The sequence below is a fragment of the Paenibacillus sp. GM2FR genome, from assembly GCF_002803325.1.
Taxonomy (GTDB): Bacteria; Bacillota; Bacilli; order Paenibacillales; family Paenibacillaceae; genus Paenibacillus_AQ; species Paenibacillus_AQ lautus.
In genome coordinates this window covers 4332953-4349815 of record NZ_MKZM01000008.1, presented here as the reverse complement: position 1 = coordinate 4349815, position 16863 = coordinate 4332953, and the positions used below count along the sequence as shown (strand labels likewise).

The window sequence follows — 16863 nt, the reverse complement described above, 5'->3', positions numbered from 1 at the left end:
AGGAGTTTATGTAATGTTGATTCTATATAAGTAGTTCCTATATAGAGAACATTCGTTCTAAGCCTATATAGTAGGACATTTATCTTTGTTTTGACAATAGTGATTAAGGGCTATCTGTATATCAAAATAAAATCTTGCCGTTCTGCTGCAATTGTGATATTCTAATGTCAAATTATAACAGGCAACGGAAGCACCGTTCATGGACCGCATATTGCGGCCTTGGACGGTGCTTTTTTGGCGTTGTTACAGAAATGAGGGATTGGCTTTATGATACCGGCCCGACTTGTGCTGGCAGTGCAGGATTCCCGGTATGTTGAACCGCTGCTGAATTATTTGCATGGAAGCTCTTATGGTACGGCTCTGCAAGTGACCGCATTTACGCGCACGGATTCATTTCTACACTATATGGAAGTGGGGGAAGTGCCGAATCTGGTCGTGGGGGATACGGAAATGCTGGAGAGTTGGCTTAGCCAGGGGGAGACTTCGGTTCCTTGGCTGCTTCTAAGTGAAGGCCATTCATCATCTTCTCTTTTAGAGGGGGGCAGCAGTACATTCAAGTATCAACCGCTGCCTCAGCTGATGGAAGTCATCATCACCCACTGTAAGCGAAGCGGTGGGGCGCTGGAGAAACTGAATGTCGGAACAACCTCGGTGATTGGCATTGTATCTCCCCTGAGCGGGAGCGGGAAGTCAACGATAGCCATGAATATGGCGAAGCAGCTGGGCGTGCTCGGATTAAAGGTGTTCTATCTCAATTTGGAGACGGTGAACAGCAGTGCATTATTTTCTTCCGGTTCGGTGGGCATGGAGGGGAGCTTTTCAAGATTGTTGTATGACATTAAGGCGTCACAAGAATCGGCTTCGGGGAATGAGTTGTCGATAACCCCTTATATCATCAGACATCACGGCCTGAAGTGCGATTCCTTTGAGCCCAGCTTCAATGTAAAGGAAATCACGGAGATGACCATGGAGGACACGGCTTTGCTGCTAGCTTCCCTTGCAGCGTGTAATTCATATGATGCCATTGTCGTGGATACCGAGGGGTACATGGAAGAACGAATGCAGACGGTTCTGGAGCAGGCCGGAGTGCTGATCTGGGTTTTATTGGATGATCTAATGAGTATGTATAAAAGCGGTGTGTGGATGGATCAATTGGAGCTCAAGGCTCCCGCGCTTTTCGGAAGTCTGAAGAAGCGGAGCCGATTCATTGTCAATCGTTACACAGGACAGCTTGTTAACGGATTCCCCCGCAAGGATATGAGCATAGACAGCGTACTGCCTTATATTCCTTCATGGAAACAGCTCCATCGGGAAGAACTGCTGTTGTCCTCACCCATCTATCAAAGGGAGGTATTGAAGCTTTGCCAGCAGCTGCTGGAGGGCACGGGTATCATGCCGGTTCATGCGGGTGGTGGGCAGTGATGATGGAGGATCCGTTTAAGTCGGTTCGTGACCAGATTCGTTCCGAGCTTGACATGAGTACGAGCATTAACAATTCGGAATTGATGGCCCGCATCGAGGAAATGGTGTGGAGGAGACGCGAGCTCATGGAGCTGACAGCCGCTGAGAAGCGGAGGCTGGTGCGCAGGGTATTTGATTCATTTCGCGGGTTGGATGTGCTTCAACCATTAGTGGATAACCCAACAATTACGGAAATTATGATTAACAGCCACCAGGACATATTCATTGAACAGGATGGCGAGGTCAAGAAGCTGGCGCTCCAATTCGAGTCTCAGAGCCGGCTGGAGGATATCATTCAGAGCATTGTCGGTACGGTAAACCGGGTGGTGAATGAATCGACGCCCATCGTTGACGCCAGATTGAAGGATGGCTCGCGGGTTAATATCGTGCTCCCGCCCATCGCGCTGAAAGGGCCGAGCATGACGATCCGGAAGTTTCCGGAATCGCCGATGACGATGGATGACCTGGTTGGAAGGGGCGCCCTAACAGAAGAGGCGGCGGAGCAGCTACGGATCCTGGTTAAGGGTAAATACAATATTTTTATAGGCGGAGGGACGGGTTCGGGGAAGACGACTTTTCTGAATGCATTATCGCAGTATATTCCGCCTGATGAACGTGTCATCACGATCGAGGATTCGGCGGAATTGAAGATCGTGACGGTTCCGAATCTTGTGTCGCTGGAGACCCGGAATGCCAACACGGAAGGCCGGGGGGAAATCGCGATACGCGATCTGATTCGTTCCTCCCTGCGGATGCGTCCAAATCGGATCGTGGTGGGCGAGGTACGAGGCAGCGAGGCGCTGGATATGCTGCAGGCGATGAATACGGGGCATGACGGAAGTCTGTCGACGGGGCACGCCAACAGCACGCAGGACATGATCAGCCGTTTGGAAACGATGGTGCTGAGCGGTGCGGATCTTCCGATCGGCGTAGTCCGTCAGCAGATTAGCTCGGCGATTGATATTTTCGTTCATTTATCCCGGCTTAGGGACCGATCGCGGCGCGTAACGGAGATTAGTGAAGTGATTGGAATGGAGGGCGGCGAGGTGTTACTGAATCCGCTGTACCGGTTCTGCGAGAAGGGTGAATCAGGCGGCCGGGTGATTGGGTCTCTTGAGCCTTGCGGCAACCCGCTTCAATCGGCGGACAAGCTTCATATGGCCGGGATTACGACTTGGCCGCTGCAGAAGATGATGGAGGTGACGCCATGAAGCGATCTGGCGGTTCGGTCTTGACGCCTGAAGAGGGTCAAGGCGAGCGGGTGATCAAGAGGAGTAAGGGGGCTGGAAAGCGTGAGCAAGCTACCCCAGCTCGAACCAACACTCTCCCGGATTACGGCGTCTATCATCTCTCGCTGAGACAGAGAACAGCATGTGTCATCCTTGGCGGCCTTTTGTTTTTCTGCATCGGTTATCTGTTTTATCACAATCTGATTTTGTCGCTGCTGCTTGGAACGGGAGGTCTGACGGTCCCTAAATTTTGGCGACGGTTTATGCTGGAACGGAGGCGCAAGACGCTGAATCTTCACTTCAAGCAAGCTCTGTATTCCTTGTCCTCATCTCTGTCGGCTGGCCGCTCCGTGGAGAATGGGTTCAGGGACGCGGTACAGGATTTGCTGCTGCTGGATCCAGGAGGCCATAGTGATATGATCTTTGAACTCAAAGTCATTGTGTCCCGTTTGGAGTACGGCGAGCCTATTGAAACTGCTTTGCAGGATTTTGCACGAAGAGTGGGGATGGAGGATCTGACGAATTTTGCCGATGTCTTCTCGACTTGCAAACGAACAGGCGGTGATCTGGTTGAAGTCGTGCGCAGAACCTCTTCTGTCATCGGAGAAAAGCTGGATATTCAGCAGGAGATATCCGTCATGATCGCCCAGAAGAGGTTTGAATCCAAGGCGCTTCTTGCAGCGCCGTTCCTCCTGCTGCTGTTCATGAATATGACATCTCCCGATTATATGGAGTCCATGTATAGCGGATCGGGGATCTTAATCTCTACTTTTGCACTGGCGGCTCTAGGAGGCTGTTTCTTATGGATCACCAAAATGATGAATATCAAGGTGTAAGGAGGTGAGGCGGGCATGCTGACATGGATATCCGGCGCGCTGATGGTTCTGCTTGTGGGTGGTTGGGTGGTGCTGAATCAAATGTGTGGCGAACGGCACCATCGTCTTGGCAAAGTGCCAATGGAAGGTCTTAGGCTGCAGCGGTTAGCACCGCCTCTGTTGTTTCTGCTCGAGCGGGGAAAGGTTCCGATGCGCCTTCCAATTGTATTCTACCGGATGCAGGGTTCCGTTCAGAAGATCCATGGATTGCGGCACAGCACAGAAATGACGTTATTGTTTATGGCCGAGGCACTTGCGTATACATGGCTTATTTTGATCGGTGGCTGCCTGTGGACATTGCTGTTGGGGGATGTACTCGGACTTCTGGCCGGATTGGGATTGGGTGCATTGCTGCCCGTCGCTTTGGTAAAGGACCTTCATAAAAAGGTCACACTGCGCGAGCAGGATATCGTGATGGAGCTGCCGGAGCTTTTAAACAAGATTGTGCTGCTTGTTGGCGCCGGTGAGACCGTGCAGCGGGCGGTCATTCATTGTGTAGAGCGGAATAAAGACATGAACCATCCTTTGTATGTCGAGCTGAAGCGAATGGTGCTTGAATGGGAGGGAGGACATCCGTTCCAGCAAGCCTTCGAGCAGTTCAATAAACGGTGCGGCGTTCAGGAGGTATCGATATTTACAACAACCGTCCTGCTTAATTTTCGGCGCGGCGGGAATGACTTTGTCCTGGCACTGCGGGATTTGTCCCGCGTGCTGTGGGAGAAGCGCAAGGCCATTGCAAGAACAAGGGGCGAGCAGGCCTCCTCAAAGCTGGTGCTGCCAATGGTGGTCATTTTCATGATCGTGATTGTTTTGCTCGGAGCGCCTGCATTTATGATGATGAACATGTAGAAGGGACCGGTGTATGAAATATGATGTTAAGCATGGCAAAGAACGGGATGAAAGCTTTTTGGAAGGATGAGAAAGGGATCGGAACGCTGGAGATGATCCTGATCCTAGTCGTTATTTTGATTATCGCGCTTATATTTAAAGATCAGATTACGGCCTTGGTGAACAACTTGTTTAAAAACGTGAACAACAAGAGTAAAGAGTTCCTTGAGTAAACGGCTGCCGAGAAGATGGAAGGACGAGACAGGGAGCTTCACGGTGGAAGCCTCCCTGGTTCTTCCCATCGTACTGATGGTGACGGTATTGCTTCTGTTCCTATGCTTGTATATCTACCAGCAGTCGATGCTGGTTCAGGCATCGGCCGCGGCTTCCGAAAGGACCGCGTATAGCTGGGACAACAGCCACAAGTTCGCAGCTACGGGATCCGTAGAGCAGGGACAATATGATTCGTTATATTGGCGGTTAACGGAAGATAACGTAGTCGGAACTCTATTTGGTTTGGTAGGGGGAGACAGTACGAGGTCGATTACACTGCCGCAAGGGGAGGCTGAGGGCGGAAAATTGCCCGAGCTTAAGCTGTCCAAGGGCGGCACGGCTGTGCCCGCTAGCATGGCGGGAGAGATGCGTTATACAAATCAGCTGCTCATTCGAAAAGTAACGACTTCGTTAAATGAGCAGGTAACTCTGACGCCGCTGAGTCGAATATTGGACGATGGAGGCCAGATCAAGGTCAGCGCACAGTCGATCGTAGTTGATCCTGTAGAGTTTATTCGTTCGGTGGATCTAATGCGATATTACGGATCGAAGTTTCAAGGCGGGAGAAATGGAACGGATAAGGCAGCCGCTGGAGAAGTTCTACAAAAGTTCGGAGGTTCGCGATAGTCATGACGAAGCATGGGAAAGCGCGGTCTAATCGGAGAAGGAGAGACGGGGGCCGATCGTCTGATGGATCTGTATCTGTTTTTTTGATTATCGCCCTGGCAGCCGTATTTATGTTTGTAGCTATCTTTATTGATTATTCCCGCATAGCGGCGATGAAGGTTCAAAGCGAGAGGCTGACAAGAGCAGCCGTACGCTCCGTGATGTCCTCCTATGATCCGCAGCTGCAGAAGGAATATGGATTATTTGCCCTTGGAGACACCAGCGGCGATCTCATTATGGGCAATGTGCTGAATGACAGCATGAATCCGGGAGAACGTAGCGATGCATTCCGGTTAATGGCAATGGAGCTCGATAGCTCGGGGCTTGAGCTGCAGCGTCCGCTGGGGACTTATGACATCTTCAACCGGCAGATTATCGAGGATATGAAGTATAAAGCGCCGATTGATTTCACTTTGGAATTAGTGGGCAAGTTCAAACCGTTATCGCAGTCCCTGAAGGAAGCTTCCAATACGGTCGATGTCCTTAAGAAGCTTCGCAAATTGTATGACAAGCGGGAAGCGGCGCTGGATGAGATGCTGGCAAAGCAGCGGAAGGCAGGCGAGCATGTAATCCGGCTTTCGAAGCTGGTTATGGATCCGCCGGCACAATCGATCTCTGACATTTCGTTGGGGGGCAGTATGAATACCGCCGCTGATGTGGCATCACAATACGAGGATTTTAAGGCTAAACAGCAGGAGGATGCAGACCGGCCTCCTAAGGAAAAACAGTATACGCTGCTGGTCATGGCTTACCGGAGCGGAATTTCTTCCATTGGCTCAAAGATCTCGAGGGAGGCCAGCCGAGTTCAGAGGGAGAATGACAAGCTTCTCTCGGATTCGCATCAATTATGGGAGGAAGCAAGGAATCTGAATGAAGAGATGAAGCAGGTCATCAAGGATTCCGAGAACCGTTCATCTAATAAGGGATATGATCAGGTTACGAATGACGTAACACCAGGGTCTAACGATTCATCCGGGGCAGAAGCGGAGATGATTCAATCCATTCGGAAGCAAGCTGACAAATTAATTCATAGCGATGAATTCTTGAACGGCTTCCGACAGGAGATTGATCGCCAGGAGAGTCGATACCAACAGGTTGAACGAGCGGTTAGCACTCTTCAGTCTTCTCTGGGGGGAGAGGGAATGAAGGGAACGGTGCTTGAAGCCAGTCGCACATTACAGCACTTTGTATCTAATTATGGAGTATCAGGCAATGGAAATATTATAGATCGGCAGCAGGCGTCATTGGAACAGTTCCGCACATCGGATAAGGAACGCAAGGCGATGGAGAAGCAGGCCAATCAGAAGCTGAAGCAGGCATCCAAAGTCATGGAGGCAATTAACGGGTTGAATGGACAACATCAGGCTATTATGGATGAGTTTCGTGAACTCCAGCAGTACTATGACGAAAGTCTTCAATTTAATGCCGAAGCGGACAGTATGAGTAAGGGAAAGCCTATGGATGATGATCCGTATGATGCCGGTAAACAGGCGATGGATAATATGGATGGTATGTTTGGATTTATGGGGAACGTGCTTGGCGGTGTCAGGGATGAACTGTTTCAAAATGAGTACGCCGTTCATTACTATCAGCATTTTGATATTGGGAATTTAACCGGGATGGTTGATGGTTCCAACACTGGCGGGGATGTCATCCAGGAGTTCGCCATTGGGAACCAGGAAGTGGAGTACATTCTATATGGATTTCATAACCCCGCCGGGAATATCTCGGCGGCCTATGCAGAGATATTTGGTTCCAGACTCGCGATCCGGACGATGGAAGGATTCATTGCGAATAGTAAATTGGGAAATCCGTTGGCGATTTTGGCGGCAGCGATTCTGTATGGGATTGAGAAGGCCATTGAGGATATGATCCAGTTGTGTCAGAAGGGGAGCGTTCAACTATCAAAGTATGTCCCCGTTGAGCTGACTTACAGGGATCATTTACGAATATTTCTGTTTATTCACAGCAATAACGAGAAGAAGCTATCGCGCATGTTGGCGTTGATTCGATTGAACACCGGCACCAATCCTGCGGAGCGATTTACCTACGCATCAGGAGAGGTCAAGACGGCCATGCGTTTATGGTTTCTTCCAGGGGTGACGAAAGCGATCGGCGTTGTATTTGGAAGCGATGGGGACGAAGTTCAGGGAAGTCGTTACATGGTAAAGCGCAAGGCGGATTTTTCCTATTAGGATTAGGGGTACTTGAATGAAACGATTATCGGTAATACAGAAACCTCTCCATAAAGGTAAAGCGTCATCGGAACAAGGAAGCGTGGTGGTGGAAGCTGCACTTGTGCTGCCGATGTTTATGTTTTTTGTCATTTTTCTCATTTATATCGTGCAAATGACGTTAATATCGACAGCACTCCAGAATACCGTTTCGGATACGGTCAAAACCGTAGCGGCTCATATGTATCCCGTCTCGCTAGCCGTACAGGCCAATGCTGGTGGCAGTGGGACAGGAGAAGGCTCACCAAGCACATCTCATTGGGAGATTCCCAAATTGTCGCTTTCTGATTGGGTTTCGAATTACAGCGACTCTCTTCCTGCTCCTGTTAATGAGTGGATCACGCAAGCTGTAGCGTCAGGCGAGGAGCCGCTGCAGCAGCTTAAGAACCAAACCGTGGAAGCCGTACTCGATCCCGTGGTCAAGCCGATGATGAAACCGTTCATGCCTGATAATCTTCTGGACTATGATCGAATCCATGTGTCCAATGTTCACATTCCCAATCTGAAAAGCGGAGCGAGTCCTTATTTTGGGATTGAAGTGAATTACGCGCTTCCGATCCGGGTTCCTTTCTTGAACAAACGCATCGTGCTGCAGGCAAAAGCTCAGGAGAGATTATGGATTGGCGACACCGGTGAAGGAGGAACGGGTTCAGGGGACGGCTCGGGGACAAGCGGGGCGATCGAGCTGCTGGAGAAGCCGAATCCGGCCGTTGCCAGCAAGCAGGCTAAGGTAAAAGTAAAAGTGGAGCCGGGCAGCAGTGCTCAATTGTCAGTCTATTATAAGAGCGGTCAGAGTACGGCTAAATATTTGGGTTGGGAAACCGCGGACGGTAACGGCTATATCGAGTGGGAATGGAATGTAGGCTTTAATACAACGCCGGGAACGTGGCTGTTTGTCGTAGAGACAGCAGACGGGCAGCGGATTGAGGTGCCGTTTACGGTAGTGGCGCGGTCGGGTTCATGAGGCGTTCGAAAGTAAGGTTATGAAATAAAAGTTCCAAAAAAAGAATCGCATTATAAAGGCGTCCAGGATTTGCAATCTAAAGAAGTGTCCAAGAGAAGCAATCTAAGAAGCGTTTTAAGAGAAGCGTTCCAAAGAAATATCCAGGAAAAGTCCTTCCAAAGAAGCAATTCATTGTGCATCCATTTAATGTTCTATTAAGGCTGTTCCTTTGAATAGTCGCGCGGGGGAGGTTGATACGTGTGGCCGTTGCCTTTGGTATTTGTGCCGTTTACCTGATTGCAGCATTCATTACAGACCTTCGTTCCATGAAAATACCGAATGTATTAACCGTTTCGGCGATGCTGTCCGGTCCTGTCTATCATGGCGTTCTGGACGGGTGGAAGGGGTTGTTCTTTTCTTTGCAGGGTCTTGGAGCAGGGTTTCTTATCTTGTTGATCATGTATTTTATAGGAGCTGTAGGAGCGGGTGACGTTAAGCTGTTTGGAGGGATTGGTGCCTGGACCGGCTTATGGTTTACCTTACAGGGCATCATGTACTCTGTCCTTTTTGCCGGTGTCATCGGGTTGCTCATCCTGCTCTGGCGGCGGGAAACGATGAAGCGAATACGCAATGTCGTTGGCAGTATCGCCGGAGTTTTTGTTATGAAGAGCTGGTTGCTATGGCGCAACAGCCAGGAGGAACACTTGCGATTCCCCTTTATGATGGCTGTCCTTCCTGGCGTAATCAGCACGTATGTAGTACTTCACTTATAGGAGGGGGGAGCCTATGCTCGGATTAAAGGTGGATTTTAAGCAGAACGGTGGAACCATGATGGTGCTGGACCGGGCTGAAGGAATCCAATCATCAGAACTTAATCATGTACAGCTGGGAATGATCCGTTCTTCGAGAATCCCTCATTTTCTGAAGCTGCATATGAAAGAAGTCGATTACAAAGTAACGTTGGAATATGATATTACCGGCAAAAAAATGCTGTCTCAAGCGTTGAAGAGTGAGCGAATGACGCTGACCGAATATTTTGGATTGCTGCTGCAGATCGTCACCGCTCTGGAGGACAGCAAGTTGTATATGCTCCAACCCGAGAACTACATTCTTCATGAGGATTATCTGTTTATTGAAGGTTCCCTGCATCTTGGCACTTTATATTTAACTTATGTTCCCCTTGCAGCTAGCGAAGCAAGCAGCAATCGTCTTCCGATTTTGCTCAAAGAGCTAATGACAAGGTTGCTTGCATCGGTGACGGAGTTAAAAGGGGGAGGGATACAGGCACTGATGTCGTTCTGCAGTGAACAAAGCTTCAATCTGCCGGGACTAAAGAAGCTCGTGGTCGAGCTGTTAGCTGGAGAGGGTGAAGAGCATCGTGCTGTAACTCAAGCAAATGCAGCAGTGCCTTCAGGTCTGAATCAAGGATCTCCCTATACCGATAGTCAATCAAGCAGCTTGGGCTCCAAGCCTGCATTCGCATTTACAGAACCGGCTCGTGGGCGGACAGCAATGCCGCAGACGGAGAGTGACATCCACACGGATAAACAGAGTTTAATCCGAGGTCTGACGGAACGTACGAATGAGATGTTTGGGAAGAGGGGCAAGAGCGAGGAAATGAATTCTCATGGGGGTCGAAGCCCCTTGGGTTCAACTCCTCCGTGGTTACCTGATACGGATACGGATGATACAAATTCAGATGATGCGGACAATGACAAGACTTCACCGGTTCGTACCTATATTTTGTTAGGATGTTTGCTCGCCGCAGCGGGAGCTTGGAGATTGTTGTATATGAATCAGCGCTCTCCACTGATGTTGGGGGTATCGGTTGGGATTACGATTCTACTTGCTGCAGTAGCCTGGCTTGGCTGGACAGGTAAACTCCAGCTGCTATCACGGAGATCCGGCGATTGGTCCGGTTCCCTGCCAATGTTCGAGTCAACGGAGCTTAGCCCGCAGGAGCATTCCAAGTGGAAGTCCGTCCCACGTTTTCAGGCGGATCCTTTATCGGGGCTTCTTGGGGATAACTCGGAAACAGACGCTGGAAAAGCAGCAGCAGAGCTTGAGGAGGGGAAAGAGAATTGGAGATGGCGGGTTCCTAAATCTCCAGTTAACTCCGAGAGAGTTCACCATTCAGCGGGATATCCCGCACAGTCTCCGCAGGGCCATGCTTACTCGCGTCCATCTGAGGCAGCAGCTGCGGCAGAGGATTCGTATGGGGAAGAGGGGGATTATTATGCCCATTTGTCTCAACGGACGGAGGTGCTTTCATCCTCTGGAGGCGGGGGAGCTACCGTCCTGCTAAGTCCGGATGCTGCAGCCCGTCCAGCCGTGCAACATTCAGCAGGAGTTTACCTCGAACTAAACGAACCGAATACAGCCACCCCACAGCGGATAGAACTGCATCAGCCCCATTTCATCATCGGCCGTTCTCCCGACGTAGCCCAATTCGTCGCGCAGGGAGTGGGGACTTCACGGGCACATGTCGAGCTTTCGCGCGAAAGCGGAGGGTACGTCCTGAAGGATTTGGGTTCTAGAAACGGTACGATGTTGAAAGGAGAATCCATGGTGCCTTATAAAGAATATCCTTTGATGGAGGGGGATGTTTTTATTATTGCGGGATGGTCGTTTACCTTGCGCAGGGATTTATATTAATACGGGATTATATAGTAGAAGTAAGATTTACGTAGCTATGATTCTAAGAAGTTTAGAGAAAACTCGGATTATTGCAGAAAACCAAAGGTGTACCCTAATTTTTAGAGGGGCCTTTGGTTTTTTATTTTTACTAGATCTATAAAAAACATCTGGTATGATGATTATGGTAAAATGTACCGATTAACTATACATGACTAGCTTTGTATATGTTAACGATTAATTGAAAAAACATCTTGTGTTTTTTGATTCATGTGTATAAGGAGGACTTTGATGTGTCTGAAGATTTAAATAGAGAAATATTGAAAGAGCTAAAAGAAATCAATAATAAACTAGACACCTTGAACTCGTCAAAAGGAATCTCAGGAACTCTAAAAGTTATTGCCCTGATATTCGGGTTTTTAGTGATAGGACCTTTGCTTGTAGGGATAATGGTGTATCTATTTAATTTAGCTGGCTAAGGTAAATAGCCCCTGCCAGAAGCCCAGACGGACAATCCCGGAAGGGGCTTTATAAGCTCCAACAAGAGTAACTCGTCCAGCGATGCTGGTGTGGCGTGTAGTCGATGCTTTTTTGTGTAGAATCATCTATAGGTAAAAATGAATTCTTTTTGTATGGTACCTTGAGAACAGCACTCTACTCATTGAGGTCACTGTCATAGCTGGAGCTGGAAATTTAGCTGCAACACCAGTTTTTCTCGCAAACCGAAAGCTCTAATTTGTTTATTCTCCAGCCCTTTCATTGCCTCTCATTGCCTCCTGCTCGCGGAAGACGGAAGGAGTCAGGCCATACTTTTTCTTGAATAGAGTGGAGAAGTAAGTGATATTGTACATTCCGACCGATTCACTGATTTTGGCTGCAGTCTCATGGGTGGAAGCAAGCAAATCCCTAGCTTTCTCCAGCCTAGTGTGATTCAGGTATTCACTGAACGATTGACGGGTTGCTTTTTTGAAGAGCTTACCCAAATAGCTTGGCGACAGGCCGGCAATGTTGGACACCAGTTCCAGAGATAAGTTTGGCTCGGCATAATGTTCCTGGATGTAATTCTGAACTTTTTCAATGATAACATTGTGCTTCTGGGCATTCATCCAGAGATTCTTCTCTTCGATTAATGTGCAGATATTAAAACAATAGCGATTGAAAGTTTCCTTGATTTCCGTCAAATGTTCGGCGGATTCAATATCGGTCACCGCATCCAGATACTTGTTGAAATTGGAATCGGGCACATGCTGCAAATAGTCAAAGTGCTTGAGTAAGGATAGCATGAGCTGGATGCTGTATGTAATCACCTGATTGATTGAACCGTTAGAGATCTGTTCTACGAATTGTTCGATTGCATCCCGTATCGGCTCCGGCTTACCGGACTGCACAGCATCGACTAGCTTCTTCTCGAAGGCGCTCGGATAACTCAAGGCCGCCATCATATGGGGGCGTGTCGCTATGGCATCCAGAATCGATTCCTTCCCGTAGATCAGCCGGTATTTAACATACTGCTGCGCCGAAGTATAGGAGGAAGGTACATTCTTCCTGCCATGGCTTATATCCCCTATGCCTATGGATACCGTCACCTTGAAGTAACTGTTCAGAAAGCTCTGAATATTGCGCAAGGCAGCCTTGAGCTCCTCTGGCGGTTGGTTATTCGTGCATTGAAGGATTGCGACAGCTTCATTCCCCCCCCTAATCAGGTAATCGCATTCCCCGATATGTTCCAGCATCTCTTTTGCAATATTGCCTAGAGCGAAGAGCAAGAGCATCAGCGGCTGCTGCTCCACCTCCATCCTCCCTCTTGTTAGTTCCAGCTCATTGATTTTGAATACAAGCACGCAAAAATAAGGCCCGGACACTTTCTCGTCGATATCCCGAATTAATTCGCTCGGAACTGAATATTCCAGCGGATGACCCCGGAGCAATGAATGCAGATAATGCTCACGAATCGTTCGGGAAGAGCGGTTGATCACGAATTGCATCGATTTTTCACGTTCCTCCAATGAATGGAAAACCTCGGCCATCATCTTATATTCATCTATGAACGGCGAACCGGAGACCGGAGAATCCGTGTCCGGCATGATCTTCTCAAACAGCGTCGATAACGGTCTATAAATGCTCTTGGTCAGAAAAATAGAGATCAGCAGACCTGTCAGTACAATCCCGGCTGTCACAAGCAGCGTAACGTTGCGGAGACGGTCAATGTTGGAGATGAGTCCGGAGTAAGGGGAAACGCTTACAAAATACCAGTCCATTTTCTCCGACTTCACATAAGTGACCAGATGCTTTTTATTTTGAATATTTGTTGTGAAGCTGTTCTCTTCCTTGTCCTGATTTAGAATTTGCTGCACATACTGTTCCTCGGACCAATCGTTCAGAAATAAACTTGAATCGGTATGGGAGAGCACTTTGCCCTCTTTGTTGATGACAAAAACGTTGTTGGCGGAATCCGTTTTGCTGATTTTGCGGATCGTCGTCAGAATCGACTTTTCTTCCACATTGATATAGATAAGCGGGTTGTCGGAGGTCTTAAATGAAAAATCCGGGTACAGCAGAAAGGTCAGGAGCTGAAGCGGCGCATCGTTGTTGCGGTCGGCAACGGTCAAGCTACGTGGATAGAATTCCATGTACCGCTCCGCGCTAAGGGTGATGAGCGAGGAGTCGAATGGAAGCCCGGCAGTATCGACGGCTGTTCCCGTAGAAGGCCGGTAGATCCCGGCACTGTAAATATAAGGATACACACTTATAATCTGGTTCATTTGTTGAAATATCCGATAATTGTTCGTCTTGTCCTCCAACGTGTCATTCAGGAATGAGGTGATCTCAGGCTGGATGAGCAGCGCATTACCGATTGTCATGACTTGGTTATAGACGACCTCCGAGGCGTAAGTGATTTGGGATAACATGGCTTTGGAATTGCGATCGATCTCCTTGACGGCGCTTTTGGAGAAGAGAAGGAAGAGGACGCCGGACAGCAGGCTGACGGTTAGTAGAACGAGCAGGAAATATGAAATTGTAAGTTTTTGAAACGCCTTGTATCGAACAAGCCGATTCATGGTGTTCCGCATGAAGAATTCCTCCCAATGCCGTTAATATAACCACTTCACTATAGGACATATATGGCTAAAAAGGTACTCCTTCACGCAAAAATGAAAGTCAGTCCGTTTATTTGAAAGGTTTGAGCCGCATGTCAATACTGTCCATTCTTATGTATCCTCCGATATTGGGCTGGCGTCATTCCATACACCTTTTTGAAGATGGAATAAAACGTGTTAAGCGACGAAAATCCGTATTTCTGGATGATCGGCTCAATCGGCGAGTCGGAGGCAAGCAACTCCTGACAAATGTAATTTAGGCGCTTCTCCGATATCTTCTCCGTAACCGACTGGTTTGTCTCCGCTTTATACAAACTGCGGAAATAGTTCACGGACAGACCCAACTGGTCGGCCAGCATTTTTGCGGACAAGTTCGAATCGGTTAATTGTTTTTCAATGAACTGGTCCGCCTGCTCGATCAGGGCCGCGTTTTTGGACAGACTGCGGGCAGCCTCAATGTCTTCAAGCGTCTTGATTATAAGCGCTTCCATCCAAGGCACTACGTTTTCCATCGTCTCTTGCTGTATGATCTGATTCTCGATGGAAGTCAGCCCCCATGAATGGGGCAGCGGCTGACTGGAGTGCTCCTGCATGAGCCGGCGTATGTCCATAAACAAGGTAATCAACGACATTTTACATTCAAAATAGGGCAGTCCCCGCAGCTTGACCACGGCTGAGCGTATGATTTCCAGAACTATATCCGCGTTACCCTTGGGAAGAGCCTGAGCGATCTGCCGTTCTTTGTCCACAGGCAAATGATACAGTTCTCCTGGCGCGTCGGCCAGCCATGCTTTCATGATGAGCGCTCCGTGCCCGAATCGGAACCGTTCGTGCGTTAGTTCATACGTCTCCATATATACCTCATGCATGTCGGTCAGGCTGGGCAACGTCCTACCCCAAGCGACGGTCGTGCCGATTGACAAATACTGCTCCACTAACTGCTTAGATACTTGCAGCTTCTTCGCAAATTCCTCGGACAATGGAGCCGATAAGACAACCGCCACGTGATCGTTCCCCATGTCCACCGTTTGCAGCTTGTGCTTGGAAAATTGCAGCGACTCCTGGATAATATTGGACATTGCAAATCGGAGTAGACGCCGGTCTTTCTCCGGGTAGGTCTCCGTAAATTCCGAGAAGTGGTCGATCCGGAAGATGGCTACCGATAGCTGATCTTCCGGCAGAGCAATTCCCCATTCTTGAAATTGAGAGCATATTTCCTCTGCCGTATGGTAGATCCCCCCCAGAAAATCCCGTAAAAACCGCTCCCTACCCAGAATTTTAGTATGCCGCCAGTGCTCGGTCAGTTCATAAATCTGCTTGTGTTGGGCTGTAAACACATGGGATAAGTAGTCAAGTTCATTTGCGCTGGATCCTTCGCCGGGCTTTTCCGCTTGATGCTGCCGCATCACTCTGCTGATCAGTTCTTGAATAGGCGAGTACACCCGTTTGGAAATCAGAACGATAACGGTCAATGATGCTGCGAACAGAATGAGGAACAAGATCAAACTTGTGTTGCGAAGAACCGTGATTTTTCCCAAAATGACAGACTTCGGGATAGTTTCGATAAAGGTCCAATCCTGAATGCCTTTGATGGAGGAGCCTGCGTAAACCATCAGTTGCTCTTCCTGATTGCGGGGCTGAAACAGCTTCCATCCGCTTTCGCCCTTATTCCCTTGGCTCCTGAGCTCCGCAATTTGTTCCTGATTCAAAGGAATGCTGCTAAAAACCGTCTCATCCCGATCATTCAGAACAGTGACCGACCTGTTCGCATAATTCGAATTGTTCTGAAGCAAGGTCATTAAATTATCAGTATCTATATTCAGAACGAAAGCCGAGATGGAACTGCCTTTTTCGTAAAATCTTACGATGCTAATCACCTCTTTGGCCTTAATCCCGACAAGTGGAATGGACAAGACTCTCGGAATGAGAACGCTGTGATCCGTTGTAGCCGGATCCTGCAAGCGCTTAATAATGTCCTGGTCGTAAAAAGCTTCCGCATCACTCAAACCAAGTCTGGAATCTACTACAGTATTTGTGTAATCGTTGATTAGGTATACCGAATCGATAGACGGATTGGCGTTCTTAATGTCGATAAGCCGTCTCCATACCTCATAAGTTTCAAAATCGCTGTATTGATCCGAAAGGGCATTCACCTTGAGGGTACTGTCATCGCTGGAGGAGAAGCTGAATTCCAAAGACCATTCCACCAGTCGCGCTGTGTTCCGGGCACTGTTCACTAGCAAGGATTCGGAATGATCGCCGATCTCTTCCAGAAGTGTCTTGGAAGACTGCCAATAGAGCAGCGCAAAAGATATAGCCAGAACCAGAACGTTTGCACTGACAAAATAAAAAATAAGTTTCATATAAGTAGGATGTCGCTTCAGAGAGGTGAAAATTGGAAACCTGAACTTCATTGCTCTAAATCCCCCGTTATTAGAATCCCCGCATATAATTTTCAGATTATTAATTATAGCATAACGAGCAATCCGGTCTGCAGAATCGGTTATTTTCGAGGGTAGTGTTGTTTTTGGGAAGTTCGTAAATCTGCGCTTGCAGGAAAAATTGGAGCTTGCTGGAATTGTCGTTGCGGTAAGGGCTCGGTAAGGTGAAGGTATAAATAAC

At 48.6% G+C, this 16863-nt stretch carries 13 protein-coding genes; 11 read left to right on the top strand and 2 right to left on the bottom strand.

What is annotated here, in order from left to right; genetic code table 11:
* Positions 1–267 precede the first annotated feature (267 nt).
* From PAEVO_RS19670 to PAEVO_RS19620, 11 genes are all read left to right on the top strand, one after another.
* A complete protein-coding gene (locus PAEVO_RS19670; protein WP_100539063.1) occupies positions 268–1422 on the top strand; it encodes a P-loop NTPase family protein in 1155 nt (384 codons plus the stop codon).
* Positions 1422–2672, top strand: a complete 1251-nt coding sequence (locus tag PAEVO_RS19665; protein WP_100539062.1) for a TadA family conjugal transfer-associated ATPase — start codon at positions 1422–1424, stop codon at positions 2670–2672. Before PAEVO_RS19670 ends, PAEVO_RS19665 begins: the two co-directional genes overlap by 1 nt.
* Complete coding sequence (locus tag PAEVO_RS19660) at positions 2669–3526, top strand: type II secretion system F family protein (protein WP_100539061.1); 858 nt, start codon at positions 2669–2671, stop codon at positions 3524–3526. Before PAEVO_RS19665 ends, PAEVO_RS19660 begins: the two co-directional genes overlap by 4 nt.
* A 15-nt stretch (positions 3527–3541) precedes the next feature.
* The gene (locus tag PAEVO_RS19655) at positions 3542–4414 is read left to right on the top strand and encodes a type II secretion system F family protein (protein ID WP_100539060.1); all 873 of its coding nucleotides are present in this window, start codon (positions 3542–3544) and stop codon (positions 4412–4414) included.
* 20 nt (positions 4415–4434) lie between these two features.
* Positions 4435–4626: a Flp1 family type IVb pilin gene (locus PAEVO_RS19650; protein WP_076324651.1), complete on the top strand. Its 192-nt coding sequence runs from the start codon at positions 4435–4437 to the stop codon at positions 4624–4626.
* The gene (locus PAEVO_RS19645) at positions 4619–5293 is read left to right on the top strand and encodes a TadE family protein (RefSeq protein ID WP_100539059.1); all 675 of its coding nucleotides are present in this window, start codon (positions 4619–4621) and stop codon (positions 5291–5293) included. The genes PAEVO_RS19650 and PAEVO_RS19645 overlap by 8 nt, the downstream gene beginning before the upstream one ends.
* Before the next feature lie 2 nt (positions 5294–5295).
* Positions 5296–7527, top strand: a complete 2232-nt coding sequence (locus PAEVO_RS19640) for a hypothetical protein (protein WP_100539058.1) — start codon at positions 5296–5298, stop codon at positions 7525–7527.
* Between the two features lie 16 nt (positions 7528–7543).
* The gene (locus PAEVO_RS19635; protein ID WP_243390828.1) at positions 7544–8530 is read left to right on the top strand and encodes a TadE/TadG family type IV pilus assembly protein; all 987 of its coding nucleotides are present in this window, start codon (positions 7544–7546) and stop codon (positions 8528–8530) included.
* Positions 8531–8769: 239 nt separating this feature from the next.
* Positions 8770–9282 (top strand): A24 family peptidase, encoded by a 513-nt coding sequence (locus PAEVO_RS19630; protein ID WP_100539057.1) that lies wholly within the window; start codon positions 8770–8772, stop codon positions 9280–9282.
* A 13-nt stretch (positions 9283–9295) separates the two neighbouring features.
* Entirely contained in the window at positions 9296–11164 is a 1869-nt protein-coding gene (locus PAEVO_RS19625) for a DUF6382 domain-containing protein (RefSeq protein WP_100539056.1), read from the top strand.
* Positions 11165–11436: 272 nt separating this feature from the next.
* Positions 11437–11622 carry a hypothetical protein gene (locus PAEVO_RS19620; protein WP_100539055.1) on the top strand — a complete coding sequence of 62 codons (186 nt, stop codon included), beginning with the start codon at positions 11437–11439 and terminating at the stop codon, positions 11620–11622.
* A gap of 261 nt (positions 11623–11883) precedes the next feature.
* Here the strand turns inward: PAEVO_RS19620 and PAEVO_RS19615 are convergent, their stop codons facing one another.
* Positions 11884–14214 carry a helix-turn-helix domain-containing protein gene (locus PAEVO_RS19615; protein WP_100539054.1) on the bottom strand — a complete coding sequence of 777 codons (2331 nt, stop codon included), beginning with the start codon at positions 14212–14214 and terminating at the stop codon, positions 11884–11886.
* A gap of 122 nt (positions 14215–14336) precedes the next feature.
* Entirely contained in the window at positions 14337–16604 is a 2268-nt protein-coding gene (locus tag PAEVO_RS19610) for an AraC family transcriptional regulator (RefSeq protein ID WP_165789688.1), read from the bottom strand.
* Positions 16605–16863: the final 259 nt, after the last annotated feature.